Source organism: Mycobacterium sp. IDUB_39 (genome assembly GCF_055419205.1).
Window position 1 is genome coordinate 133196 of sequence record NZ_JBVAXF010000008.1, and the last position, 23646, is coordinate 156841.

At 66.9% G+C, this 23646-nt stretch carries 23 protein-coding genes and 1 riboswitch; of the genes, 12 read left to right on the plus strand and 11 right to left on the minus strand.

Going from position 1 to position 23646, the window contains the following annotated elements:
* Window positions 1-7 precede the first annotated feature (7 nt).
* The 4 genes from ACZY0X_RS26805 to ACZY0X_RS26820 form a co-directional block, all read right to left on the minus strand.
* Window positions 8-1006, minus strand: coding sequence for an ABC transporter substrate-binding protein (locus tag ACZY0X_RS26805; protein WP_463774749.1), 999 nt, complete (start codon window positions 1004-1006; stop codon window positions 8-10).
* 31 nt (window positions 1007-1037) lie between these two features.
* Window positions 1038-1226: riboswitch (cobalamin riboswitch) on the minus strand.
* 24 nt (window positions 1227-1250) lie between these two features.
* Window positions 1251-2867, minus strand: a complete 1617-nt coding sequence (locus tag ACZY0X_RS26810; protein ID WP_463774848.1) for a glycosyltransferase family 87 protein — start codon at window positions 2865-2867, stop codon at window positions 1251-1253.
* Window positions 2868-2935: 68 nt separating this feature from the next.
* Window positions 2936-5338 carry a transglycosylase domain-containing protein gene (locus ACZY0X_RS26815; protein WP_463774850.1) on the minus strand — a complete coding sequence of 801 codons (2403 nt, stop codon included), beginning with the start codon at window positions 5336-5338 and terminating at the stop codon, window positions 2936-2938.
* 169 nt (window positions 5339-5507) lie between these two features.
* Window positions 5508-5939 carry a DUF5318 family protein gene (locus ACZY0X_RS26820; RefSeq protein ID WP_463774751.1) on the minus strand — a complete coding sequence of 144 codons (432 nt, stop codon included), beginning with the start codon at window positions 5937-5939 and terminating at the stop codon, window positions 5508-5510.
* A gap of 111 nt (window positions 5940-6050) precedes the next feature.
* Between ACZY0X_RS26820 and ACZY0X_RS26825 the strand changes: the two genes are divergently transcribed.
* The 8 genes from ACZY0X_RS26825 to ACZY0X_RS26860 all read left to right on the plus strand — a co-directional run bounded on the left by ACZY0X_RS26825 (window position 6051) and on the right by ACZY0X_RS26860 (window position 13596).
* Window positions 6051-6926 (plus strand): DUF1707 SHOCT-like domain-containing protein, encoded by an 876-nt coding sequence (locus tag ACZY0X_RS26825; protein WP_463774752.1) that lies wholly within the window; start codon window positions 6051-6053, stop codon window positions 6924-6926.
* A 113-nt stretch (window positions 6927-7039) separates the two neighbouring features.
* A complete protein-coding gene (locus ACZY0X_RS26830; protein WP_463774753.1) occupies window positions 7040-7588 on the plus strand; it encodes a PadR family transcriptional regulator in 549 nt (182 codons plus the stop codon).
* 42 nt (window positions 7589-7630) lie between these two features.
* Complete coding sequence (locus ACZY0X_RS26835; protein WP_463774755.1) at window positions 7631-8725, plus strand: inositol-3-phosphate synthase; 1095 nt, start codon at window positions 7631-7633, stop codon at window positions 8723-8725.
* 97 nt (window positions 8726-8822) lie between these two features.
* Window positions 8823-9716, plus strand: a complete 894-nt coding sequence (locus ACZY0X_RS26840; protein WP_463774757.1) for an alpha/beta fold hydrolase — start codon at window positions 8823-8825, stop codon at window positions 9714-9716.
* A 42-nt stretch (window positions 9717-9758) separates the two neighbouring features.
* Window positions 9759-9899 (plus strand): hypothetical protein, encoded by a 141-nt coding sequence (locus ACZY0X_RS26845; RefSeq protein WP_463774759.1) that lies wholly within the window; start codon window positions 9759-9761, stop codon window positions 9897-9899.
* 110 nt (window positions 9900-10009) lie between these two features.
* Window positions 10010-12076, plus strand: coding sequence for a PhoX family protein (locus ACZY0X_RS26850; RefSeq protein WP_463774760.1), 2067 nt, complete (start codon window positions 10010-10012; stop codon window positions 12074-12076).
* On the plus strand, window positions 12073-12888 hold the full coding sequence (locus ACZY0X_RS26855; protein ID WP_463774762.1) for an LLM class F420-dependent oxidoreductase: 816 nt from the start codon (window positions 12073-12075) through the stop codon (window positions 12886-12888). Before ACZY0X_RS26850 ends, ACZY0X_RS26855 begins: the two co-directional genes overlap by 4 nt.
* A 108-nt stretch (window positions 12889-12996) precedes the next feature.
* Window positions 12997-13596 carry a TetR/AcrR family transcriptional regulator gene (locus ACZY0X_RS26860; protein WP_463774763.1) on the plus strand — a complete coding sequence of 200 codons (600 nt, stop codon included), beginning with the start codon at window positions 12997-12999 and terminating at the stop codon, window positions 13594-13596.
* A gap of 24 nt (window positions 13597-13620) precedes the next feature.
* Here ACZY0X_RS26860 and ACZY0X_RS26865 read toward each other — a convergent pair whose 3' ends face one another.
* From ACZY0X_RS26865 to ACZY0X_RS26890, 6 genes are all read right to left on the minus strand, one after another.
* Entirely contained in the window at window positions 13621-13959 is a 339-nt protein-coding gene (locus tag ACZY0X_RS26865) for a hypothetical protein (protein WP_463774851.1), read from the minus strand.
* A 100-nt stretch (window positions 13960-14059) separates the two neighbouring features.
* Window positions 14060-14665 (minus strand): hypothetical protein, encoded by a 606-nt coding sequence (locus ACZY0X_RS26870; RefSeq protein WP_463774853.1) that lies wholly within the window; start codon window positions 14663-14665, stop codon window positions 14060-14062.
* A gap of 77 nt (window positions 14666-14742) precedes the next feature.
* Window positions 14743-14874, minus strand: coding sequence for a hypothetical protein (locus ACZY0X_RS26875; RefSeq protein ID WP_463774765.1), 132 nt, complete (start codon window positions 14872-14874; stop codon window positions 14743-14745).
* A gap of 13 nt (window positions 14875-14887) precedes the next feature.
* On the minus strand, window positions 14888-15694 hold the full coding sequence (locus tag ACZY0X_RS26880) for an AAA family ATPase (RefSeq protein ID WP_463774766.1): 807 nt from the start codon (window positions 15692-15694) through the stop codon (window positions 14888-14890).
* A gap of 19 nt (window positions 15695-15713) precedes the next feature.
* Window positions 15714-17237: a nitric oxide reductase activation protein NorD gene (locus ACZY0X_RS26885; RefSeq protein WP_463774768.1), complete on the minus strand. Its 1524-nt coding sequence runs from the start codon at window positions 17235-17237 to the stop codon at window positions 15714-15716.
* 397 nt (window positions 17238-17634) lie between these two features.
* The gene (locus tag ACZY0X_RS26890) at window positions 17635-18330 is read right to left on the minus strand and encodes a hypothetical protein (RefSeq protein ID WP_463774854.1); all 696 of its coding nucleotides are present in this window, start codon (window positions 18328-18330) and stop codon (window positions 17635-17637) included.
* 130 nt (window positions 18331-18460) lie between these two features.
* On the opposite strand from ACZY0X_RS26890, the gene ACZY0X_RS26895 reads away from it, so the two are divergent.
* The 4 genes from ACZY0X_RS26895 (at window position 18461) to ACZY0X_RS26910 (ending at window position 22255) form a co-directional block, all read left to right on the plus strand.
* Window positions 18461-19150 carry a GntR family transcriptional regulator gene (locus ACZY0X_RS26895; RefSeq protein WP_463774769.1) on the plus strand — a complete coding sequence of 230 codons (690 nt, stop codon included), beginning with the start codon at window positions 18461-18463 and terminating at the stop codon, window positions 19148-19150.
* Window positions 19151-19234: 84 nt separating this feature from the next.
* Entirely contained in the window at window positions 19235-20992 is a 1758-nt protein-coding gene (locus tag ACZY0X_RS26900; protein ID WP_463774855.1) for an ABC transporter substrate-binding protein/permease, read from the plus strand.
* Window positions 20989-21747 carry an amino acid ABC transporter ATP-binding protein gene (locus tag ACZY0X_RS26905; RefSeq protein WP_463774771.1) on the plus strand — a complete coding sequence of 253 codons (759 nt, stop codon included), beginning with the start codon at window positions 20989-20991 and terminating at the stop codon, window positions 21745-21747. Before ACZY0X_RS26900 ends, ACZY0X_RS26905 begins: the two co-directional genes overlap by 4 nt.
* Before the next feature lie 40 nt (window positions 21748-21787).
* Window positions 21788-22255 carry a MarR family winged helix-turn-helix transcriptional regulator gene (locus ACZY0X_RS26910; RefSeq protein ID WP_463774773.1) on the plus strand — a complete coding sequence of 156 codons (468 nt, stop codon included), beginning with the start codon at window positions 21788-21790 and terminating at the stop codon, window positions 22253-22255.
* A 16-nt stretch (window positions 22256-22271) separates the two neighbouring features.
* Here the strand turns inward: ACZY0X_RS26910 and ggh are convergent, their stop codons facing one another.
* Window positions 22272-23612, minus strand: a complete 1341-nt coding sequence (gene ggh / locus ACZY0X_RS26915) for a glucosylglycerate hydrolase (protein ID WP_463774774.1) — start codon at window positions 23610-23612, stop codon at window positions 22272-22274.
* Window positions 23613-23646: the final 34 nt, after the last annotated feature.

A 23646-nucleotide genomic window follows, 5' to 3' on the forward strand; every position in this document is an offset into this window, starting at 1 on the left:
CGGGACGTCACCGGAAGCGGGCGGGATGCAACTGCTCGGCCAGTGGCCCCACCGCGTACGGCGCCCGCACCCCCAGCACGGCGTCCTGCAGCGTCAGCACGGCGAACCGGTCGTCTCGGATTGCCGGTACCGCAGCGAGTTCCGGACGGCTGCGGAGGAACTCCTTCTTGGCCTCGACCGATGGCGTGCCGAAGTAGTCGTAGATGACGATGACCTCGGGCTGCCGTTGCAGCACCTGCTCCCACGATACGTCGGCGAACGTCTCGTCGAGGTCCCCGAAAATATTCGTGCCGCCGGCCAATTCGATGATCTTATTGCCGATGCCCTGGCGACCCGCCGTGAACGCGGTGGCATCGCCACTGTCGTAGACGAACACCTTGACGGGGTCGACGCCCTCGATGCGGGCAGTGGCCTCGGCGACGCTGGCTGCCATGTCTGACACTAGGGACTCGGCCCGTCCCGGGACGCCGAACAGCTTCGCGATGGTCCGCACCTCGTCGTAGACGTCGTCCATCGTGATCGGCTCGGTGGCGCAGTACTCCGGGTTGAGATAGGTGGTGATGCCCGTATCGGCGAAGGCGGCGCGTGATCTGCCCGCCGACTCATCGAAGGAGCTGCTGTATCCGCCGTAGACGAAATCCGGTGCCAGCTCCAGGATCTGCTCGAACGAGGCGTCCTTGTTGGACAGTTCCGGGATGGCGCGGTAGTCCTGCTCGTACTTCGGTAGCGGCGGGTTGTCCGGGTACACCGTGGCGACGATGGAGTCGCGCAGGCCGAGCGCGAGCATCAGCTCCACCGACTGCTGGTAATAGCCCACGGCGCGGGTCGGTGCCGCCTGCAGCGTCACCTCGACACCGCAGTTGTCGACCGAGACGGGGAATCCCGGCGCGGCGGTGGCACTGGTGTCAGCACCGCCCCGCTCGGCGCACCCCGCCAGCAGGGGCAGGGCGAGGGCAGCGATCGCCAGCAGGCGCATCGGCCGGGAGAGAAGGGTCGGGCATGGCATTGCATCGGCTCCATCCGGGATGTCCACGTCCCAGAACGAGGTCCGGCGGGAGCAGTATCCTGACTCCTGGATCGATGCTCACCCCGACCTTCCAGCCTTGACGGCCGTGGTCGACAGCGGGGTTCGCTCCCCAGTCACAGTGGCGGGACCGCGCCGGTTTCGCACCGGCTTCCTGACTGCCCATCGGAGCCGGTCGGCGACCGGCCATCTCGACACTATCGGAGATGTGTCGCTCACCGCGCCGTCAGGTGGTGAGAACAGCCTCACGCTCGGCCGGTGCGACGGGTTCCGGTTCGCTTCGGGGCCGCAGCCGGGCGGGCCACCAGGACGGGAACGCATCGGGGGCGCGATCGAACACGCCACCCGACGGGTCGTCGACACGGCCGTGCAGGCGGACCAGATCCAGCTCCGGCCGGTAGATCTGCCGGACCACCAGCACACAGAGGCCGACCACGGCGATATCGCGCAGCAGCACCGTCGTGGTGAACCACTCCTGGGGCAGACCCATGTTCTGCTCGCCGTACAGATACAGCATTCGCGGCATCCACACCAGCGCATCAATCGTCATCCACGCCAACAGGATTCGGCGGTGTGGCAGCGCCAGCGCGGCCAACGGCACCAACCACAACGAGAACTGCGGGCTCCACACCTTGTTGGTCAGCAGGAAGGCCGCCACGACCAGGAACGCCAGCTGGACCAGCCGGGGTCGGTGCCTGGCGGTCAGACCGATGTAGGCGATCCCGGCGCAACACACCGCGAACAGCACCGCGGTCACACTGTTGAGCACGGCGGGGGGTTCCCAGAAGCCCAGGTTCTGGTCGAACCCGCCCCACCCGGTGAAGGACTTCACCACGTTGTAGATGGAGTCCATGTCATCGCCGCGACGGGTGTTGAGGCGGAAGAACTCCGACCAGCCGCGCGGGAACATCACCATGATCGGCAGGTTGACCACCAACCAGGACAGCACCGCGGCGATGGCCGTCTTCCCGACGTCGCGGACCCGCCCCGTGCGCACGCCCAGGATCACCAGCGGGATCAACAGCAGCAGCGGAAAGAGCTTGAGCGCCACGCCGATCCCGATGAGCGCCCCGGCGAGAACTGGTTTTCGCCGCGACCACGCCAGCAGCGCACCCACCGCCGCCGCGACGGCCAGGGCGTCGAAGTTGGTGAATATCTGGAAGATCAACAGTGGCGAGGCCGCCACCACCGCGGCGTCCCACACCCGCCGACCAGCCAACAGCGATGTCGCCCACACCGTCGCCATCCACGCCAACGCCAGACCGAACGCGGCGATGTTGAAGAACATCACCACCTCGGCGACGATCGGCACCGACACCAGCTTCGTCAACGCCGTGTAGGTCTTGGCCAGCGTCATCGACACATATTGGTACATGCCGGTGAGGACCGGATACTCCATGTACCTGACGGCCGGCGTGCCGTCGTACTGAATCTGCTGCTGGCCCTCGGCGTTCTTCTCGATCCAGCTCGACTTGTACGGGAACTTCCCAAGATTGAGCAGTTCGGCGGTGTAGAGCGGCACGGTGTCGGAGTAGCAGAACTCGTAGTAGGCGCGTTGGTTCTCCCACACCGCGACCCGCTGATCCGCGGTCCCGGTGTCCGTCGACTGCAGGCACGCCGCCTTGGTGGAGTAGCCGAACGCCAGGAACAACACGGCGAGTGCGAGCATCACCCGCAGCGGAGTGAGGAAGCGTGTGCGGCCGATCAGCGCATGCTTGCCAACCGGACCTCCGACAAGTCCCGACAGTGCCCGGACCGTGACGTCGTTGCGGCTGGGCAGATCGCGGTCATCCGCGCTCCGCAGGTCGTCTGCCAGCGGAGCTGGCGATACAGTCCCGGCCAGCTGAGCTGGCGATACGGTATCCGCCGGCGGCTCCGGCGAGTCCGTCGACCGATCCGGCTCAGCGCCGGTCACGGCGGCGGCGGGGGGGCTGTCGCAGTCGGGGTGACAGCGGCCGGATCACCAGGCACCGGGGCCAGATTCGGATCGCCAGGCGGAGGCGGCGGCGGCATCGTCACCGTGGTCGGTGGCCCGAACGGGATCGTGATGCCCGGGGCGATCTCCAAAGTCGGCTGGATGACGGTCTCCGACGGCGGCGGCGGCGGCACGTTCGGCGGTGGCGCGCTCGGCGGGGCGACCGGCGCCGGTGGGCCCGCATAGCCGCCGATCTCGGTGGGCTTCGGGAAGGTCTCCTTGTCGGTGCCGTCGAGCGCACCGTCCATGGTCGCCTTCCAGATGTTGGACGGCAGTCCCGACCCGTACACCGGGCTGCCGTATGAGGTCACCAGCGGCTTGGTCCCGTCGGTGGTACCCACCCAGACCGCGGTCGACAGCGACGGCGTGTAGCCGACCATCCAGGCGTCGCGGTTGGCGCCGGTGTCACCGAGCTGGTTGGTGCCGGTCTTGGCCGCAGACACGCGCCCGCCGGCGAGGTTGTGCCCGTTGGAGTAACCCGCGATCGGTGCCATGGCGGCGGTGACGTTGTCGGCCACCGCCTTGTCGATCCGCTGCTCACCCTCGCTGGCCTGTTCGCCGGCGTCGAAGAGCACGTCCCCCTTGGCGTTGACGACCTTCTGCACGAAGTGCGGCCGGTGGTAGACACCGGAGTTCGCGAGGGTGGCGTAGGCCGAGGCCATGTCGAGGACCCGAGACTGGTACTGGCCCAACACGATGCCGTTGTTGGGCGGTCCACCCTGGCCGTCCTCGCTCAGCGTGTGTTCCACGCCGGGGAAGCTCTCGGCGATACCCGCCGCGTGCGCGGCGTCGGCCACGTCCTGCGGGCCGTTCTCGAGCTTGAGCATTAGTCGGTAGTAGCTGGTGTTCAGCGATCGCTTCAACGCCTCGGCGATGGAGCACGTGCCGCAGCTGCCGCCCTCGACGTTGGAGATCTTGATGCCGTTGACCTCGACCGGTGAGCTGTCGATCTGGTAGCCCAGCCCGATGCCCTGCTGCAGCGCCGCGACGAGCGCGAACACCTTGAACGACGATCCGGTCGGCAGCCCGGCCTGGGCGAAGTCGAAACCGTTGGCGTCCGAGCCGCCGTAGTAGGCCTCCACACCGCCTGTCTTCGGGTTGATCGACACGACCGCCGACCGCATGTCGGGCTCCTGGCCGTCGAGGGCGTCGGTGACGGCTTCCTCGGCGGCCTTCTGCGCCTGGGGGTTGATCGTCGTGGTGACCTGCAGGCCCTCGGTGTTCAGGGTCTGCTCATCGATGTCGAAGAGGTCGAGCAGCTCCTTGGTGACCTGACGCTCGATGAGCCCGTTGGGTCCGGTGGTCTGGTTCTGCTGACTGGCCTGATCCGGTGGGACCGTCGCCGGGAACACCTGCGCGGCACGGTCGGCCGGTGACAACGCACCCATCTCGACCATGCCGTCGAGCACCCAGTTCCACCGCTCGGCAGCACCCTCGGGGTCGACGGCCGGATCCAGCGTCGACGGCCGCTGAATGAGCGCGGCGAGCAGCGCCCCCTCGGCGACGGTGAGCTGTTCGACGGGCTTGTCGAAGTAGGCCTTGGACGCGGCGGCGATGCCGTAGGAGCCGCGGCCGAAGTAGATGATGTTGAGGTAGGACTGCAGCACCGCGTCCTTGGACCACTCGCTCGACATCTTGGTCGAGATGACGAGTTCCTTGGCCTTGCGGATCAGCCCGCCCACGCCGGATCGCGCATCACCGACCAACGCGTTCTTGACGTACTGCTGGGTGATGGTCGAGCCGCCCTGCAGATCGCCGCCGAAGATGTTGTTCTTGAAGGCGCGCAGGAACCCGGTGAACGAGAACCCCGGGTTGGAGTAGAAGTCACGGTCCTCGGCGGCCATCGCGGCATCGCGGACGTGCACCGGTATCTGGTCGATGTCGACATCGACCCGGTTGCCCTCCGGCGGAACGATCTTCGCGATCTCGCTGCCGTCGCTGGCCAGAATGGTCGACACCTGGGCGGTGCGGATATCGCCGGGCTTGGGCACCTCGACGATCATGTACGCCATCGCGAACGTCACGATCGGCAGCAGCACCGCCATCACGGTCGCCACGACGAGACCGCGCCGGACCCACTTCCAGTTGATCTGAGGGCGGGGACCCGGGCGCTTGCCCCCCGGCCCACCGGGCCCACCCCGGCCACCGCCGGGCGGCGGTCCCGGTGGCGGCTGCTTGGGCGGCGGTGTGCCGTCCAGCGCCGCCTTGACGATGTCGATCGGATCGCGCAGACGCGGGTCCGGTCCAGCGGGCACGGGCGGCAGCACCATGGTGCGGCGGTCGTCAGGCGGCGACGGACGGCGCGGCGGTCCGGCTGGTCCCGTGGGACCGGGCCGCATCGACGGACCCGACGGACCCGACGGGCTCATCGAGCCTGGCCCGGGCGCACCTGCGGGGCGGTCGGCGTGACGCGGCGGTGAGTCAGGACGTCGCGGAGGAGGAGCGCCGACACCCTCAGCCGAGGCCCCCTTGGGGACGTCATCGGCTGACCTGTTGTGGCGCCCTTCGCTATTCACTGGCCGTGCGCGCTCCGGAGCGCGCCGTTCGAGTGCCACGTGCGCCCTTGGCCTTCGGCGAGCGCGGTGCGCCCAGCACGTAGGACTTCACTAGATGGTTCCAACTGCACGTACGACATACCTCCACGACGTGGACGGCGAACTCGTCAAACCGGGCCGCCAGCATCACCAGTTCCTCGGTGTTGCGGGCCGAACCGGATACGGCGCCGAGGTGATCGCCGAACACCCAGGACACCAGCGTGAGCTGTTCCTTGCGGCATATCGGACAAGTCACCGAACTCTGCCTGCCGTGGAATTTCGCGGCACGCAGCAAGTAGGGATTGGCGTCACAGACCTCCGAGACGCCAGTGCGCCCCGAATACACCTCAGCCAGCAGGGACCGGCGCCGAAGCGCGTAGTCCACCACTTGTCGCTGCAATCGCACGTTGACCAGAGTACGTCGGCCCTGTCTCGGCGGGGGCGCGACCACGGCGTGGCGCGCGGTCATTTGCCATGTGGTCAGCGCTGATGGGCACCCGACTTCTAACATCGTTGCGTGGCAACCCGGCAGAGCACAGGAACGCGGGCGAAGGATTCCGACCGCAACGACACGTGCCAGATCCTCGACAGCGCGTTGGCCGATGGCCAGCTGTCGATGGAGGAGCACCGCAGCAGGGTCGCGTCCGCGACCACCGCACCGACACTGGGTGACCTGCAGGCGCTGGTCAGCGACCTGCAGAACGACAATGCGCCGGTCCAGCTGCCCGACCTGAAGAAGCCGTCGCGCTTCACGGCCGGCCCCGCATCGGCGGGCAACGGCTGGGGCCTGCGCGCCGCGGCCGCCGCCGTGCTGGTGGTGCTCGGCATCGCGGTCGGCTGGGGTCTGTACGGCAACACCAGCTCGCCGCTGAGCTTCACCAGCGACCCCGGCGCGAAGGCCGACGGCATACCCGCGAAGGTCCTCACGCCACCGCGACAGCTGCACTCACTGGGTGGTCTGACCGGGCTGATCGAGCAGATGCGGTCGAAGTTCGGCGACACCACGGGATACGGACTCACGATCTACAGCGACTACGCGTCGCTGGAACGCACCGACCCCACCGAGCCGCGTCGCGCACTTCGCTACACCTACCGCGGCGGATGGGGCGATCCGTCCGAGACCAGCATGAGTTCCCATGACCGAGTCGTCGATCTCGCACAGTTCGACATCCCCATGCTGGTCGGCGTGGTCAGAGGCGCGCCAGAGACCCTGGGCATCAAGGCCGACGAGGTCGAGACCATCTACATCGACATCGAGGCGAACGAGGATATGACCGCTCCGCCGGGAAGTATCGAGATCAGCATCTATGTGAGCCCGAAGTTCGGGAACAGCGGTTACATCGTCCTGAACGGCGACGGCTCCACCAAGAACATCAACTACCCCAGCCCGTAATCACCTCCGACGTTCGCAGCTGCATCGCACTGATGTAGCGGCGTATATATCGGCGCGATACAATTGGCCGACGTGTTGGATTGTCGTAGCGACGGAGCAAAGGGGGTGGTTCGGTGCTTGAACTCGCCATTCTGGGACTTCTGCTCGAATCGCCCATGCACGGCTACGAGCTGCGGAAACGCCTGACCGGCCTGCTGGGAGCGTTTCGCGCGTTCTCCTACGGTTCGCTCTACCCAGCACTGCGCCGCATGCAGGCCGACGGCCTGATCGTCGAGGATGCCGCACCCGAGGGTGCGGTCAAGGTGCGGCGGGCGCGGCGCGTGTACCAACTGTCCGATGCCGGCAAGCAGCGGTTCACCGAACTCGTCGCCGACACCGGGCCTCAGAACTACACCGACGACGGATTCGGTGTGCACCTGGCGTTCTTCAACCGCACCCCCGCCGAGGCCAGGATGCGAATCCTGGAGGGCCGCCGGCGTCAGGTGGAGGAACGTCGCGAGGGCCTGCGCGAGGCAATCGCGCGCGCCAGCAACTCGCTCGACCGCTACACGCGCCAGCTGCACCAGCTGGGGTTGGAGTCGAGCGAACGTGAAGTGAAGTGGCTCAACGAATTGATCGCGGCTGAACGCGGAGCGCAGGGACGCGCCGAGCAACAGCCCTAACTACCCGTACCCCCATATCCAGCAGGAGAAGGAGACAGTCCCATGTCTGTACCGACCGCGGCGAACGCCTCGCACGAAGTCCGGGTCGCCATCGTCGGCGTCGGCAACTGTGCATCCTCCCTGGTGCAGGGTGTGCAGTACTACCACGACGCCGACGAGAACAGCACTGTTCCCGGCCTCATGCACGTCAAGCTCGGCCGCTACCACGTCCGCGACGTGAAGTTCGTCGCCGCGTTCGACGTGGACGCCAAGAAGGTCGGCTTCGACCTGTCCGAGGCGATCTTCGCCTCCGAGAACAACACCATCAAGATCGCCGACGTGCCGCCCACCAATGTGACGGTGCAGCGCGGACCCACCCTCGACGGCATCGGCAAGTACTACGCCGAGACCATCGAGGTCTCTGACACCGAGGCCGTCGACGTCGTCAAGGCGCTCAAGGACGCCAACGTCGACGTCATGGTGTCCTACCTGCCCGTCGGCTCGGAAGAGGCCGACAAGTTCTACGCGCAGTGCGCGATCGACGCCGGCGTGGCCTTCGTCAACGCGCTGCCGGTCTTCATCGCCAGCGACCCCGTGTGGGCCAAGAAGTTCACCGACGCCGGTGTGCCGATCGTCGGCGACGACATCAAGAGCCAGGTCGGCGCCACCATCACCCACCGCGTGATGGCCAAGCTGTTCGAGGACCGCGGCGTGCAGCTCGACCGCACGATGCAGCTCAACGTCGGCGGCAACATGGACTTCCTCAACATGCTGGAGCGCTCGCGCCTGGAGTCCAAGAAGATCTCCAAGACCCAGGCCGTCACCTCCAACCTACACAAGGAGTTCAACGCCAAGGACGTGCACATCGGCCCGTCCGATCACGTCGGCTGGCTCGACGACCGCAAGTGGGCCTACGTGCGGCTGGAGGGTCGCGCGTTCGGTGATGTGCCCCTGAACCTGGAGTACAAGCTCGAGGTCTGGGACTCGCCGAACTCGGCCGGCGTCATCATCGACGCGGTTCGCGCCGCGAAGATCGCCCTCGACCGTGGCATCGGCGGACCCGTCGAAGCCGCATCGGCCTACCTCATGAAGAGCCCCCCGAAGCAGCTGCCCGACGACATCGCGCGCGCACAGCTCGAGGACTTCATCGAGGGCTGAGCTTCACCGCTTCACACGTTGAGATAGAACTGACGGCGAGGGTTTCTCGAACTTCCTCGCCGTCAGTGCTATCTCAACTGTCAAAAGGGGCGCCTGCGTGATCTCCGACGATGAACTGCTGACACTCGACGAGTTCGGACTGCTGCCCGAGAACGCGGAACAGATCGGCGCGACGGGCCCGCTACCCCACGTCACACGCATCGAGTCCGGCCCCATCAGCGCACTCAAGTGGGGCGAGGAGCCCCCGCAGATCGTGTTCCTGCACGGCGGCGGGCAGAACGCCCACACCTGGGACACCGTGATCCTCGGCCTCGGCGTGCCCGCCCTGGCGATCGACCTGCCCGGCCACGGCCGCTCGGCGTGGCGTGAGGACGGCGACTACGGGCCGAAGCTCAACGCCGAGACGCTGCGCCCCATCCTGCGCGAATGGGCGCCGGGCCCGCGCCTCGTGGTGGGCATGTCACTCGGCGGACTCACCGCGCTGCGCATCGCCGCTACCGACCCCGCCCTGGTACCCGAGCTGGTGTTGGTCGACGTGACACCGTCGGCACCCGAGCGGCACGAGGAGATGACCAAGGCCCAACTCGGCGCGGTCGCGCTGGTGAAGGGCGACCGCTCGTTCGACAGCTTCGCGGCCATGCTGGACGTGACCGTGGCCGCCGCACCGCACCGGGACCGGAACTCGTTGCGCCGCGGCGTCTTCCACAACAGCAAGCGGCTCGACGACGGCACCTGGACGTGGCGCTATGACTCGATCCGCAAGGGCGACGGGTTCGAGGGCCTGTGGGACGACGTGCCATCGATCACCATGCCGACGACGCTGGTGCGCGGCGCCAACTCCTTCTTCGTCAACGACGAGGACGCCGAGTCGTTCGCCAAGGGCGCACCCGGTTTTCAGCGCACGCATATCGTCGCCGATGCCGGCCACTCGGTGCAGGGTGACCAACCGAAGGCGCTCGTCGAGATCCTGCGCGAAGTACACGGCGCCTGACACCCGCTTTTCGACGACCGGCATTTGGGGTAGCCCACAGTCATGACTACCCCAGCCGAGCCCATCGAGCCGTTGACGCCCGCCGAGACCCCGGAGCGCCTCTCCCCCGTGGAGACACCGGAACGCCTGGTGCCCGCCGAGACACCGGAACGCGCCCCGGACACCGAGACCGCACCCGCGTAAGACTCCGTTCACCTTCTCGTTGACGACTGCTCTCCCAGCACCCGTAGGTTCTCGCGCGACGCGGCCACAGCCCCGGCCCCTGCGTCGATTCCGCGAAAGGACCCTGCTCGATGGCACTCGTCCCGTTGAACCTGCTCGTCACCCATGAGGGCCGCTCGTCGCGGCAGCGCATCACCTGTCGCTACAAGTGCGGGCAGGCGTGCTTTCACCCCGCGCCGAACACCAGTGACAACGAGTACTTCGGCGACATCGTCGCGGCGCTGACCCGCCGCTCGGCGCTCAAGGCCGCCGGAGTGGCCGTGCTGGCCGTCGGCGCCGGCTCCGCGCTGGCCGCATGCTCGACCGACGCCCCGCAGGCCACGCCCACCTCGTCACCCGAGCTGGTGCCCAACCCGCCGGGGATGAACTTCACCGCGATCGCACCCAACAGCGAGGACGTCGTCGTCATCCCCGACGGCTACCGCCAGGCCGTCGTCATCAGCTGGGGCGATCCGGTGCTGCCCGGCGCACCCGCATTCGACGTCAACGCCCAGACGGCCGACGCACAACGCGGCCAGTTCGGCTTCAACAACGACTTCGCCGGACTGCTGCCCATCGAGGGCTCGGCCAACCGCTTCCTGCTCGTCACCAACCACGAGTACGTCACCCCGCAGTTCATGTTCACCGGCTATGACGCCGCCGCCCCCACCCGCGCGCAGTTCGACGTCGAGATCGCCGCGATCGGCCTGTCGGTGGTCGAGGTCGAGCGCACACCGGACGGGCTGCGGCCGGTGCTGGGCCGCTACAACCGTCGCATCACCGCCGACACCCCGATGACGCTGACGGGTCCCGCCGCGGGCACCGACTTCGTCAAGACCGCAGCCGACCCGACCGGTCGCAGCATCGCCGGTACGTTCGCCAACTGCGCGGGCGGCGTAACCCCCTGGGGCACGGTCCTTTCCGGCGAGGAGAACTTCCACACCTACTTCGGCGCCACCGAGGGCACTGCCGCACCCAGCCCGGTCGTCAGTGACCAGTTCAAGCGCTACGGCGTCAAACCTGCACCGTCCGAACTGCTCTGGGAGAGCTTCGATCCCCGCTTCGACCTGACCGCCACCCCCAACGAGGTCAACCGGTTCGGCTACATCGTCGAGGTCAATCCGTGGGACCCCGCATCCACACCCGTGAAACACAGTGCGCTGGGCCGGTTCAAGCACGAGGGCGCCACCATCCACGTCACCGACGACGGCACCGTCGTCGCCTACACCGGCGACGACGAGCGGTTCGACTACATGTACAAGTTCGTGTCGAGCAAGAAGGTCATGCCCGGACAGGACGGTGCCGCGATGGCGCACAACATGACGATCCTCGACGAGGGCACGCTGTACGTCGCGAAGCTGTCCAGCGACATCCCGGCCGGCGAGATCGACGGCTCGGGCACGCTGCCGGCGAGCGGCTCGTTCGCCGGTGCGGGCACCTGGATCCCGTTGCTGCGCACGGGTCCCGACGGCCGGGGCGAGTCACTGATCCCCGGCGTCACCGCACAGGAGGCCGCGGTGTTCACCCGCTTCGCCGCCGACAAGGCCGGCGCCACCAAGATGGACCGGCCCGAGGACTTCGAGGCCAACCCCAAGACCGGCAAGGTGTACGTCGCGCTGACCAACAATGACGAGCGTGGCGTCCCCGGTGAGGCCGGGCCCGATGCGGCTAATCCTCGCAACGACAACAAGAGTGGCCAGGTCCTCGAGATCACCGACGATCACGGCGGCACCACCTTCACGTGGGATCTCCTGCTGGTCTGTGGTGATCCCGCCGCCGCGGACACCTATTACGGCGGGTTCGACAAGACCAAGGTCAGCCCCATCTCCTGCCCCGACAATCTGGCGTTCGACAACCACGGCAACCTGTGGATCTCGACCGACGGCAATGCGCTCGACTCCAACGACGGGCTCTTCGCCGTCGCACTCGAGGGCCCCAATCGTGGTGAGACAAGGCAGTTCCTCACCGTTCCGCTCGGCGCGGAGACGTGCGGGCCGGTCATCACCGACGACCTCGTCACGGTGTGCGTGCAGCACCCCGGCGAGAACGACGACAACAGCATCGACAACCCGCTGTCGCGCTGGCCCGAGGGGAACAACGGAACGGCCAGGCCCTCGGTGGTCGCGGTGTGGCGCGACGGTGGCAACATCGGGGTATGAGCCTCCCCATTCGCATCGGCGTCCAGTTGCAACCCCAGCACTCCCCGAACTACGGCCACCTCCGAGATGCCCTCCGACGGTGTGAGGACATGGGCGTCGACATCGCCTTCAACTGGGACCACTTCTTCCCGCTGTACGGCGATCCCGACGGCGCGCACTATGAGTGCTGGACCATGCTCGGCGCGTGGGCCGAGCAGACCTCGCGCATCGAGATCGGCGCGCTGGTGACCTGCAACTCCTACCGCAACCCCGAACTGCTCGCCGATATGGCGCGCACCGTTGACAACATCTCCGACGGCAGGCTGATCCTCGGCATCGGGTCGGGCTGGAAGCAGAAGGACTACGACGAGTACGGCTATGACTTCGGCACCGTCGGCAGCAGGCTCAACGACCTGGCCGCCGCCATGCCGCGCATCACGTCCCGGCTGGCCAAGCTCAACCCCGCGCCGGTGCGCGACATCCCGATCCTGATCGGCGGCCAGGGTGAGCAGAAGACCCTGCGGATGGTCGCGCAGTACGCCCACACGTGGCACGGGTTCACCACCGCGGAGACCTACCCGGGCAAGGCCGCCGTACTCGACCGGCACTGCGCCGACGTGGGCCGCGACCCGTCGACCATCGAGCGCGCGGCCGGCGTGGAGGACAACAGCGGCGTCCTGCGCGGCGAGGCCCTCGACGCGCTGCTCGCCAACGCCACGGGGCTCGTCGACCTGGGCGTTAGCCTGCTCACGGTCGGTGTGAACGGCCCCGACTACGACCTGACGGCGGCCCAGGCACTGTGCCGGTGGCGTGACGAACGGGCCGGGGGCTAATCCGATTCAGCCCATGTACCGCGCATTTCGCTGAGTGAAGTCAGCAAGGCTGCTGGTAGCTTGTCGATGACCGGGTGGCCTGGTCCAGGGTAGACAGGAAGCACGACCATGGCGGTGTCCGACGGGGTGTCCGTGCGGCAGGCGAGGCGCCTGCAAACGCGCGAGCGGCTACTCGGCGCAGCAGTCGCTGAGTTCAAGCGTGCCGGCATGGCGGAGGCCGATGTGGCTGCCATCGTCGCCTCCGCCGGTGTCGCGCACGGAACCTTCTTCTTCCACTTCCCCACCAAGGAACACGTGTTGCTCGAGATGGAGCATCGCGAGGAAGAGCGCATCGCCACCCAGTTCGGGAAGTTCGTCGCGGCTGAGCACGATCTGGCTGCCGCTTTCGACGAGGCCGTGCGCCTCGTGCTCGCGATCGAGCGCAGAATTGGCCCGGTACTGTTCAAAGACCTCTTGGCTCTTCACTTTTCGCCGACTCGGCCGCAGTCCGAGAGCGGCGAAGACCACGCCCTCATCGTCTTGGTGGCGCGCGAGATCGAATTCGCCCAGAAACGCGGCGAGGTCGCGGCCGACGTTCTCCCGATGAACAGCGCGGTGTTCTTTCTGCTCGGTCTGTATGCACTGCTGACCACCACGGCCAATTGGGAGAACCGCAGCGACATGATCGCGGACTACGTCAAGCGGAACCTGCAGGCCGTTCGCGCATAGTCGGGCCGTCGTCGTCTCCTGAATTCACGTCTGGGAGGCCGCTTCTCGCGCCTGACGCTCCTCGTAGCGATGGACGAGTTCACGAAAGCCGAGTCGGTCGTACTTCGGGATGGGCTGGATGCCCCACTCGTCGCGCGCGGTGTCCCGGCCCTCGGCACCCTCCGGCGGTCCCAGCGGCGGATAGGGGTACTTGCACTCCAGCGCGTCATCGGAGTACCTGACCTTCAGCAGCTCACTGCAGATCTGCGTCAGGCTCAGCGTCGGATACCCGTAGTAGACCGCCATGAACGGCAGTGTGAAGGCACCCTCGATGACCAGCGCCACCAGGCACACCAGCACCGCGCGCTTGATCCACTTGTGCATACGCGCGTAGTAGGGCGTGGTGCCGGGTGGCAGATCGTCGGCCGAGGGGTCGTCGGTCGTCGTGGGCGGCGTGGTCGTCACGGGTGGGCTCCTTGAGACGTCAGTCTGAGAATATTTCGCGGTTGACGGTGTGCAGGTACGGGATGGCCAGGAACGGCGTGATGTAGAAGATGTCGTACAGCCACCAGCCAATGACCGGGAAGACCGTGCCCGCGAAGCGGACGTCGGCGTACATGGTCATGTTGAACACGTAGGCCGTCCAGATCACAACACCCATCCAGCAGGTGACGATCATCCACTGGTGACCCCACCGTTTCATCTGAAGGAACCCGATCGCGGCGGCGCACCGCATCGCGAACACCGTCAGGATCAGGCCACCGACGTAGGCCTTCTCGCCTGGACCCGCGGCACCACCGACCCACTGCTCGTTGTAGTGCCAGAAGTAGCCGGCGTCGAACATGTTGCCCCAGCCCACCATCAGCACCCGATTGATCAGGGTGTGATTGGCCACCAGGTCCAGAGCCCAGCCCAGGCTGTTGAGCGCACCGTCGATCAACACCAGATAGCCGATGAGGGTCACGATCATCGGGCGTACCGACAGTCCCGCTCGGAGGGCCTGCCGCTGAATCCACACCCCGCGCATGAAGATCGGGAAGCCGATCAGCCCGGGCACCCACATGCCCATCAGGGCGGCACCGACGATCATCCACTTGTCGGCTCGCCGTTGGGCGCCGCGCGATCGTTCGTGGTGACCGTCAAGGCTCGTCACGGATCCCGCCGGGTTCACAACCCCCACCAGCCCCTGGCGAATGACATGTACATCTGGATCAGGAACATCACCAGCAGGTAGCCGTAGATAAATACCTGGAAGACGATCAGCGCCCGCTTCCGCTTCTTCTCCCGTTGATCGACCACGTCGAACTCCTTCCTAGTGTGGCCGGCCACCCGGGGCGTCGGCTGTGGGCAGGCAGGCCGCCGCGACTTCGCGCAGTCCGTCGGTGATCACCCCGTCGGTGCTGAGCGGAGCGAGGATGCAGGCCTCGGCGGCATCCATCTCGGTGGCGCCCGCGGCGATCAGATGTGCGGCAGTGACGAGCACGCGGGTGGACGGCGGTTCGAAGTGGAATGCCGAATCCGCCGTGCGGATCGCGAGCGCGCACTGGACCAGGCGTTCGGCGGCGAGGCGGTCGATCCCCGTCTCTGCGACAATCACGTCGGCCTCGCGGGCCGGCCCCAGATAGCTCATCGGCAGTGTCGCAAACCGCTGACGGAACGACGGCTTGAGTTCTTTCAGCGAGCTACGATATGCCGGGTTGTAGGAACACACCAGCATGAATTCTGCTGGAGCGCAGACGACTTCGCCGACGCGGTCGAGGAACAGCGACCTCCGGTGGTCGGTGAGCGAGTGCAGGACGGCCAACGAGTCGTGCCGTGCCTCGACCACCTCGTCGAGATAGCAGATGGCACCGGTCTTGACTGCGCGCGTCAACGGGCCGTCGGTCCACGTGACGTCGCCGCCAGTGACCATGAATCTGCCGACGAGGTCCGAACTGGTGAGGTCGTCATGACAGCTGACCGTGACCACGGGTCGAGCAAGCAACGAACCCATGTGTTCGACAAGACGCGTCTTGCCACATCCCGTCGGCCCGGTGAGCATGACCGGGATCTGACGCCGGTACGCCTGCTCGAACAGGCGGACTTCGTTGCCGTTCGCGTAGTACGTGTCGGTGGTCATCGCCTCCTCCCGGCGCCGGTCATGCGGTGACCAGCTCGCGATGCACATGGGCCAACACCCGCGGAAGGTCCTCGACGCGTCGGATGCGTTGCGAACGGCGGGATCCGAACACCTCCGGTAGCGGATCGACGCGCGTCGGCCCCACCCCTATGTAGTAGACCGAAACCCCGGCGTCGTTGGCCTCCTCGACGGCATGCGCCGCGTCGGCCCAGGCGTAGCGGCCCTCGTAGCCCTCGTCGGAGATGAGCCCGTCGCCGATGACGATGAGCAGGCGCCGCTCGGACGGCTGCGCGAGCAGCCGGCTGGTGAGATGGCGCAGCGGCGCGCCGAGGCGGGTGTATCCGGCGGTGGCGAGACCCGCCCTGCTCGGGGGGATGAAACGTCGATCCTCGAAGGCCTTGAGGCAGCGGACCTCGACCCGATGACGCGTGTTGCCGGTGAATACGAAGATGCCGTGTCGTTCCCTGGCGTGTGTCATAGCGCGGGAAAGAGCGTCGGCGCATGCGAGTTCGAGCCGGAACACTTGTCCGCCGTGCACGCCAAGCGAGGAACTCCCGTCGAGCAGCAGCGCCGTGCTGACGTCGCGGTGGCGCGGCATCAGCTCCCGGAAGACCCGCGGCTCCGTCGCTTGACCGGTCCGGAGGTCGACGTAGTGCCCCACATACTCGTCGACGTCGAGGTCGGCACCGTCCTCGAGCCGGTTGGTCATCGCCCGGTGGGTGTGCTCTTCGAACCACTTCCTGAGATCAGCCGACGCCGTCGTGGACTCACCGATCCCGGTGTCGCTGGCGATTTCGAGCACTGCGACGTGGTCGGGCAAGAAGCTCTCGGTCCACGCGTTCCACTCCGGGTACGGGATGCCGGGACGACGCTGCGGCGTGACGTCGATGTCGTCGTCGTCGGGCCGGCTCGGCGGCGGAAGGTTGGGGTTGCGCACGCCGCCGTCTCCGCCGACGGGCACGGAGTACGGCCGTGGCATGCGCTTCTGGTTGGTGGTCCACGGCATTCTGCCGAACTGTCGGCGCAGTCTGTCCGTCAGCCCGCTGGGTGCGGTGTACGCAGCGGGCAGCCGACCGAGCAGTGGATGGTGGGTACGTCGATCACCGGCGCGGGCCAAGTCGACAGCGCGCCGAATCATTGACGCCGCGTCCATGTCGCGGTCCTCGGGCAGGAGATCGGGTAGTACGCGGTGGAATTCGGTCAGCAGGCCGGGCCACCTCGATGCGATCCAGCCGAGTGCCACTTCGGCCTCGACCAGCGTCAGCGTCCTCAGCTCATCTGTGGACAACTCGTTAAGGCGATAGGCGGCGAGCCGATCCTTGGACGGCGAACACTGAAGCGCAATACCGCACGTCACGGTGCGTCTGGTCCAGCCAGCGTGCGGATAGGGCACGTAAACGAACGCGCGCGCGGAGCTCAGCCCGAAGGCGCGGTGTTGTCCGCTCACCAGGCGGACACCCCGCCTGCGCTCATCGCTCAACGCGACCGCCGTGAGGGACGTGCTGCGCTCTACGCCCATCGCGGACCCGTCGAACTCAGGCATCACGCGGCGTCTCCACGTCAGGCGTCGCAGTCAGAACGTGCCGATGTTGGAGAACATCCAGTACCAGAACCAGATGATCAAACCGGTTCCGCCCCAGGCTGCGACGTACCGGAGAATCTCCCAGACGTAGTCCACGTGTCGACCTCTCCGTTGACCGGGTGTGGATGCGGTTGCAGACCTTCGGGATTCGGCTGGCCGTCATGGTTCACCCTTTCTAAACTTCTGCCTGACTGAAGTCAACTAAATTCTTCCCGTGGCGACGGTATCTGACTTGGCATCTCGTCAATGGCCAGGTCAGCGCCGCCCCGCCAGGACAGTCGAACGCATGCTATTTTGAGTTCAGTCACTGACCTGAATCGATGTGGCTCGTCTGGGCACCTGCCGCGACGCCAGTGTCTCAGTCGGAGAAGATCTCCCTGTTGACGGTGTGCAGGTACGGGATGGCCAGGAACGGCGTGATGTAGAAGATGTCGTACAGCCACCAGCCGACGACCGGGAAGACCGTGCCCGCGAAACGCACGTCGGCGTACATCGTCATGTTGAACACGTAGGTGATCCAGATCAGCACACCCATCCAGCAGGTGATGATCATCCACTGGTGGCCCCACCGCTTCATCTGCAGGAACCCGATCCCCGCTGCGATCCGCATTGTGAAGACCGTCAGGATCATCCCGACCTCCATGGCCTTCTCCCCCGGCCCGGCCGCGCCGCCCATCCAGAGTTCGTTGTAGTGCCAGAAGTACCCCGCGTTAAACATGTTTCCCCACCCGTTCAGCAACACCCGGGCGAGCAGGCTGTGGTTGGCCATCAAGTCCAGAGCCCACCCGACGGTGTTGATCGCGGCGTCGATTATCACCAGATAACCGATCAGCGTGACGATCATGGGCCGCACGGAGAGCCCCTCACGTTGGGCCCGCCGCAACAGCCAGACGCCTCGCAGGAACAGCGGCAGTCCGAAGATGCCGAGCACCGCAGTGCCGATGAGCAGCGACCCCGAGATCAGCCAGCGGTCGGCCTGGCGTTGCGCGGCGCGGGACGCCTCGTCGTGCGCCTCGTCGGGCAGTCCACCGACCTTCCGACCCGGTCTCAACATCGCCACTATCGAGCCTCCTCGGAGTATTGTGGCTGACTATAGTCAATGAGTGCGTCGACTATCACTCGCCGTACGCGCGCAGTGCGACCCATTCCCCGGACGCCAACCCCGTGAGACACTCCAAAGAGCTATGCCCAAGAAGTACGGGGTCAAAGAGAAGGATCAGGTTGTCGGTCACATCGTCAACCTGGTTCTGACTGGAAAACTCCGCTCTGGGGACCGCCTCGATCGCAACGAGATCGCCGAGGAGCTGGGCCTGAGCCGCGTGCCGGTGCAGGAGGCCGTCATCCAACTCGAGCACGACGGCATCCTCTCGACCCGGTACCACCGCGGCGCCTACATCGAGCGCTTCGACCACCGGGCCGTGCTGGAGCACTACGAGCTCGACGGCGTGCTCAACGGCATCGCCTCGGCCCGCGCCGCCACCGACCCCACCGACGAGCTGGCGGAGCGCCTCGGCAAGGTGCTGGAGAATCTGCGTAACCGCATGGAGTCCAAGGGTTTCCAGCAGTCCGCGGCGAAGTTCCGCCGCATCGTCAACGACACCTACGCCGGCCCCAGACTGCTGGCGGCCATCCACTCCGCCGCGACACTGATGCCGCAGACCTTCTGGAAGGTCTACACCGACAGCCATGACGAGCTGCTGCCGTTCTACGAGACCGAGTTCACCGCCATCACGGGTCGGGATGCCGACCAGGCCCGCGCCGCATGCGAGGAGCGGTCCCTGCTGATGGGCCAGATCATGGTGTCCGAGCTGATCCGGCGCGGCGTGCTCCCGCCGTCACAGAGACACCAAACCCATCCATTGCGTTCTGAATGAGGGGAAGGGGCTCATTCCCGGGACCGCTTTCGTTACGTTTTCACGATGACACGCGACGGGGTTCTCCGGGCGACCGTGCTGGCAATGGTGTTGGCGATCATCTGTGGCCTCGGCCTGGCGCCGACCGCGCTGGCCAACGACGACCAGTGCGCGCCACCGGGTGAGGAGAGCGCGAGTGCGCTGCCGACCAACCTGGCCGCGGCCGCCAAGGGACCCGAGTCCGATCGGTACACCACGCCGACTGTGGAACCCCTCGATACCGTCGACATCGCGGCGCTGGGCTTGGGCACCCCCGGAGTGCTCACCGTCGGCACGCTGTCGGATGCCCCGCCGAGCATCTGCATCAACTCCGCGGGCCAGTTCACGGGTTTCGACAATGAGCTGCTGCGGGCCATCGCCGACAAACTCGGCCTGCGGGTGAACTTCGTCGGCACCGACTTCTCCGGTCTGCTGGCGCAGGTCGCGTCGCGCCGCTTCGACGTCGGCTCGTCATCGATCACCACCACCGACGCGCGGCGCAAGACCGTCGGCTTCACCAACGGCTACGACTTCGGCTACTTCTCCCTGGTGGTGCCGACGGGCTCACCGATCACCAGCTTCACCCAGTTGGCCCCGGGTCAGCGGATCGGCGTTGTGCAGGGCACCGTGCAGGAGGCCTACGTCGTCGACACCCTGGGCCTGGACCCGGTCAAGTTCCCCGACTACAACACCGTCTACGGCAGCCTCAAGACCCGACAGATCGACGCCTGGGTTGCGCCCTCGCAGCAGGCGCAGGGCACGGTGCAACCCGGTGATCCCGCCCAGATCGTCGAGAACACTTTCAGCCTGGACAACTTCGTCGCCTACGCGGTCGACAAGACCAACCAGCCGCTCATCAACGCGCTCAACTCCGGCCTCGACGCGGTGATCGCCGACGGCACCTGGGCACGGCTGTACTCCGACTGGGTGCCCCGGGCGCTGCCGCCGGGATGGAAACCCGGGTCGAAGGCGGCTCCGCCTCCCCAGCTTCCCGACTTCGCGGCGATCGCCGAGCGCACGGCGGAATCCACCTCACCCGACTCCCCCGTCGGGCCGAAATCCACACTGTCCCAACTGAAGGAGACCTTCCTCAACTGGGACCTCTACCGGCAGGCCATCCCCGACCTGTTCAAGACCGGCCTGCCCAACACCTTGATCCTCACGTTCGCGGCCAGCATCATCGGCCTGGTCCTCGGCATGGCGCTGGCGATCGCGGGTATCTCCCGCTCGCGCTGGCTGCGCTGGCCGGCCCGGGTGTACACCGACATCTTCCGCGGGCTGCCCGAGGTCGTCATCATCCTGCTGATCGGGCTGGGCGTCGGGCCCATAGTGGGCGGACTGACCGGCAACAACCCCTACCCGCTTGGTATCGCCGCGCTGGGCCTGATGGCTGGCGCCTACGTCGGTGAGATCTTTCGCTCCGGCATACAGAGCGTGGAGGCCGGCCAGCTGGAGGCCTCGCGCGCACTGGGTTTCAGCTACGGCGCCTCGATGCGTCTGGTGGTGGTGCCCCAGGGCATCCGGCGCGTGTTGCCGGCGCTGGTGAATCAGTTCATCTCGCTGCTCAAGGCGTCCTCGCTGGTCTACTTCCTTGGCCTGATCGCCAGTCAGCGTGAGCTGTTCCAGGTGGGTCGGGATCTCAACGCGCAGACCGGCAATCTGTCACCCCTGGTGGCCGCCGGGTTCTTCTATCTCGCGCTGACCATCCCGCTGACCCACCTCGTCAACTACATCGATGCGCGCCTGCGACGCGGACGCGCGCAGACCGAGCCCGACGATCCGCTCGACCCCGCCAACCCCGCGACAACACAGGAGATGGTGTGAGTACGACAGGCGGTCCCGGGAAGGGCTTCGAACCGGTCTCCCTGGCGGGCAAGGACATTCACCTGTCCTTCGGGGTGAACACGGTGCTCCGCGGCGTCGACGTCGACGTGCCCGCCGGCACCACCACGGCGGTCATCGGGCCGTCGGGATCGGGCAAGTCGACGCTACTGCGCACCCTGAACCGGCTGCACGAACCCGACCGCGGCGACATCCTGCTCGACGGCCGCTCGGTGCTGAAGGACAATCCCGACAAGCTGCGACAGCGGATCGGCATGGTGTTCCAGCAGTTCAATCTGTTCCCGCATCGCAGCGTGCTCGACAACGTGACGCTGGCACCGCGCAGGTTGAAGCACCTCGGGGTCGACGAGGCGACGGAACTGGGTATGGCGCAACTCGAGCGCGTCGGGTTGAAGCACAAGGCGCAGGTGCGGCCCGGCACGCTCTCGGGTGGGCAACAGCAACGGGTGGCGATCGCCAGGGCGCTGGCCATGGCACCACAGTTGATGTTCTTCGACGAGGCCACCTCCGCACTCGACCCCGAGCTGGTGAAGGGCATCCTCGCGCTGATCGCCGAGCTCGCCTCCGACGGTATGACGATGGTGGTCGTGACCCACGAGATGGGCTTTGCCCGATCGACCGCGGACTCCGTGGTCTTCATGGATCACGGGCGGGTCGTCGAGTCCGGACCACCCGAGCAGCTCTTCGAGTCCGCCGAGACCGACAGGCTGCGCCAGTTCCTGTCTCAGGTGCTCTAAACGGCTGCTGACACGAGGTGACAGGTTAGACTGCCAAACTATGGTGGATACGGAGCCGCAGGTCACTGAGCTGGCTGGGGAGCTGCAACAAGTGCTCTCCAAGCTGTTCTCCGTGCTCCGCCGAACTGGCGAGACGAAGGCCCCCGGCGCAGAGGCCGGTGCCGACCTGACGCTGGCGCAATTGTCGATCCTGCTGACGCTTCTCGACCTCGGTCCGATCCGCATGACCGAGCTCGCCGCCCACGAGCGCGTACGCACGCCCACCACCACCGTGGCGATCCGCCGACTCGAGAAACTCGGGCTGGTGAAGCGCTCCCGCGACCCCTCCGATTTACGCGCCGTTCTCGTCGACGTCACCCCGCGCGGACTGGTCCAGCACCGCGAGGCTCTCGCGGTGCGCCGTGCCGCGCTGGCGGCCATGCTGAGCAAACTCACCGTCGAGGAACGCACCACCCTCGCCGAGGCGCTGGCCCCGCTGACACGGCTGGCCGATCAGACCGACGGCTGATCGCACCGCGTCGGCGTCACCCCAGCCAGTCCAGGACCGCCGCGGCGGTCCACGACTGCTGCATGCTGCCCAACGGCTCGCCCGTGAACGGCTCGTAGTACTCCGCGAAACTGCCATCGCTGGCCTGTCGCAATCCCTCGCGACGCAGCATCGCCGCGCGCTCCGCCCATCCGCGACGTGCGAAGCACCAGGAGAACAGCCACGACATCACCGGCCAGACCGGGCCGCGCCAGTACTCACGCGACCGGAAGTCCCTCGACACCGGTGACGTCGACGGGATGCAGGCGAACTTGAGGTCGGGATGTCCGCAGAACCGCGGCCCCTCGAGCAGCTTCAGCAGCGCGCGCTCCCGGTCGTGAGGCAGCCCGCCGCACAGCAGCGGCGCGAACTGCGCGACGGTCTCGGTGGCGATCCAGCGCTCCGCACGGGTGTCGTAATCTCTTGCCGCGCCGGTCCGTTGGTCGGTCGCCTCGACGACACCGGCGCGGAAGCGCTCAGCCCAGGCGTACAGGTCGCGGACGTCGGCGAGCGGGCGCTTGTAGTCCTCGCCGATCTCGGCGAGCACAGTGCAGGCCACCGAGAGCACCGCCGAGACGAACACGTCCTCGACCGCGAAGCTCATCACCTTGGGCAGTAGCTCGTCGTCGTAGCGTGCCGACTTCATCTCCTCGACGAGCCACAGGTAGCGGTCGTACTCGTGATCCGACGGGCGCTGGCTGGCGTCGGTGTTGACCTTGTTGTCCTCGCGCTGGTACTCGGGCACATTGCCGGGCATCACGTTGGCGTAGGCGCTGTCCCAGCGGGGCGAGTTGTCCATACCCGACTCCCAGCCGTGGTACAGCGTGACCCGGCCGCGCGAGTGGGGGTCGCGTGCCTCGGCCAGCCATCGGTGCCACCGCACCAGATCGGGCCAGCGGCGATCCAGGAACGCCTCGGCGACAGCGCGGGTGGAGCGGCCCCTGGTGCGCGCCTGATCGAGGATGCGCTGCACCGCGATCGCATGCACCGGCGGCTGGGTGATGCCTGAGGTGTGCCGGTTGCGCGGGGCGTCGGCCGCCAGTGCCGAGCACGCCCAGCGGGCCGGGCCGGGGAAGTACCCGTCGACGCCGTTGGCGAAGACGATGTGCGGGATCATCCCGTTACGCCACTGCGCCGACAACAGGGTGTCGAGCTCCACGACGGCCCGTTCGACGCTCAGCGGGGCCAGCCCGATGGCCACAAACGCCGCGTCCCAGCTCCACATATGCGGGTACAGCAGGGGTGCGGCGGTGGTCATCACGCCGAGGTCGTTGCCGCGCAGGAGGTAGGCGGCGCGGGCCGCCAACTGCGTGGGCGCGAAGGTCGGATCGGGAGGCATTGGTTCAATTCTGCGACGTCGAGGCGAACGGCGC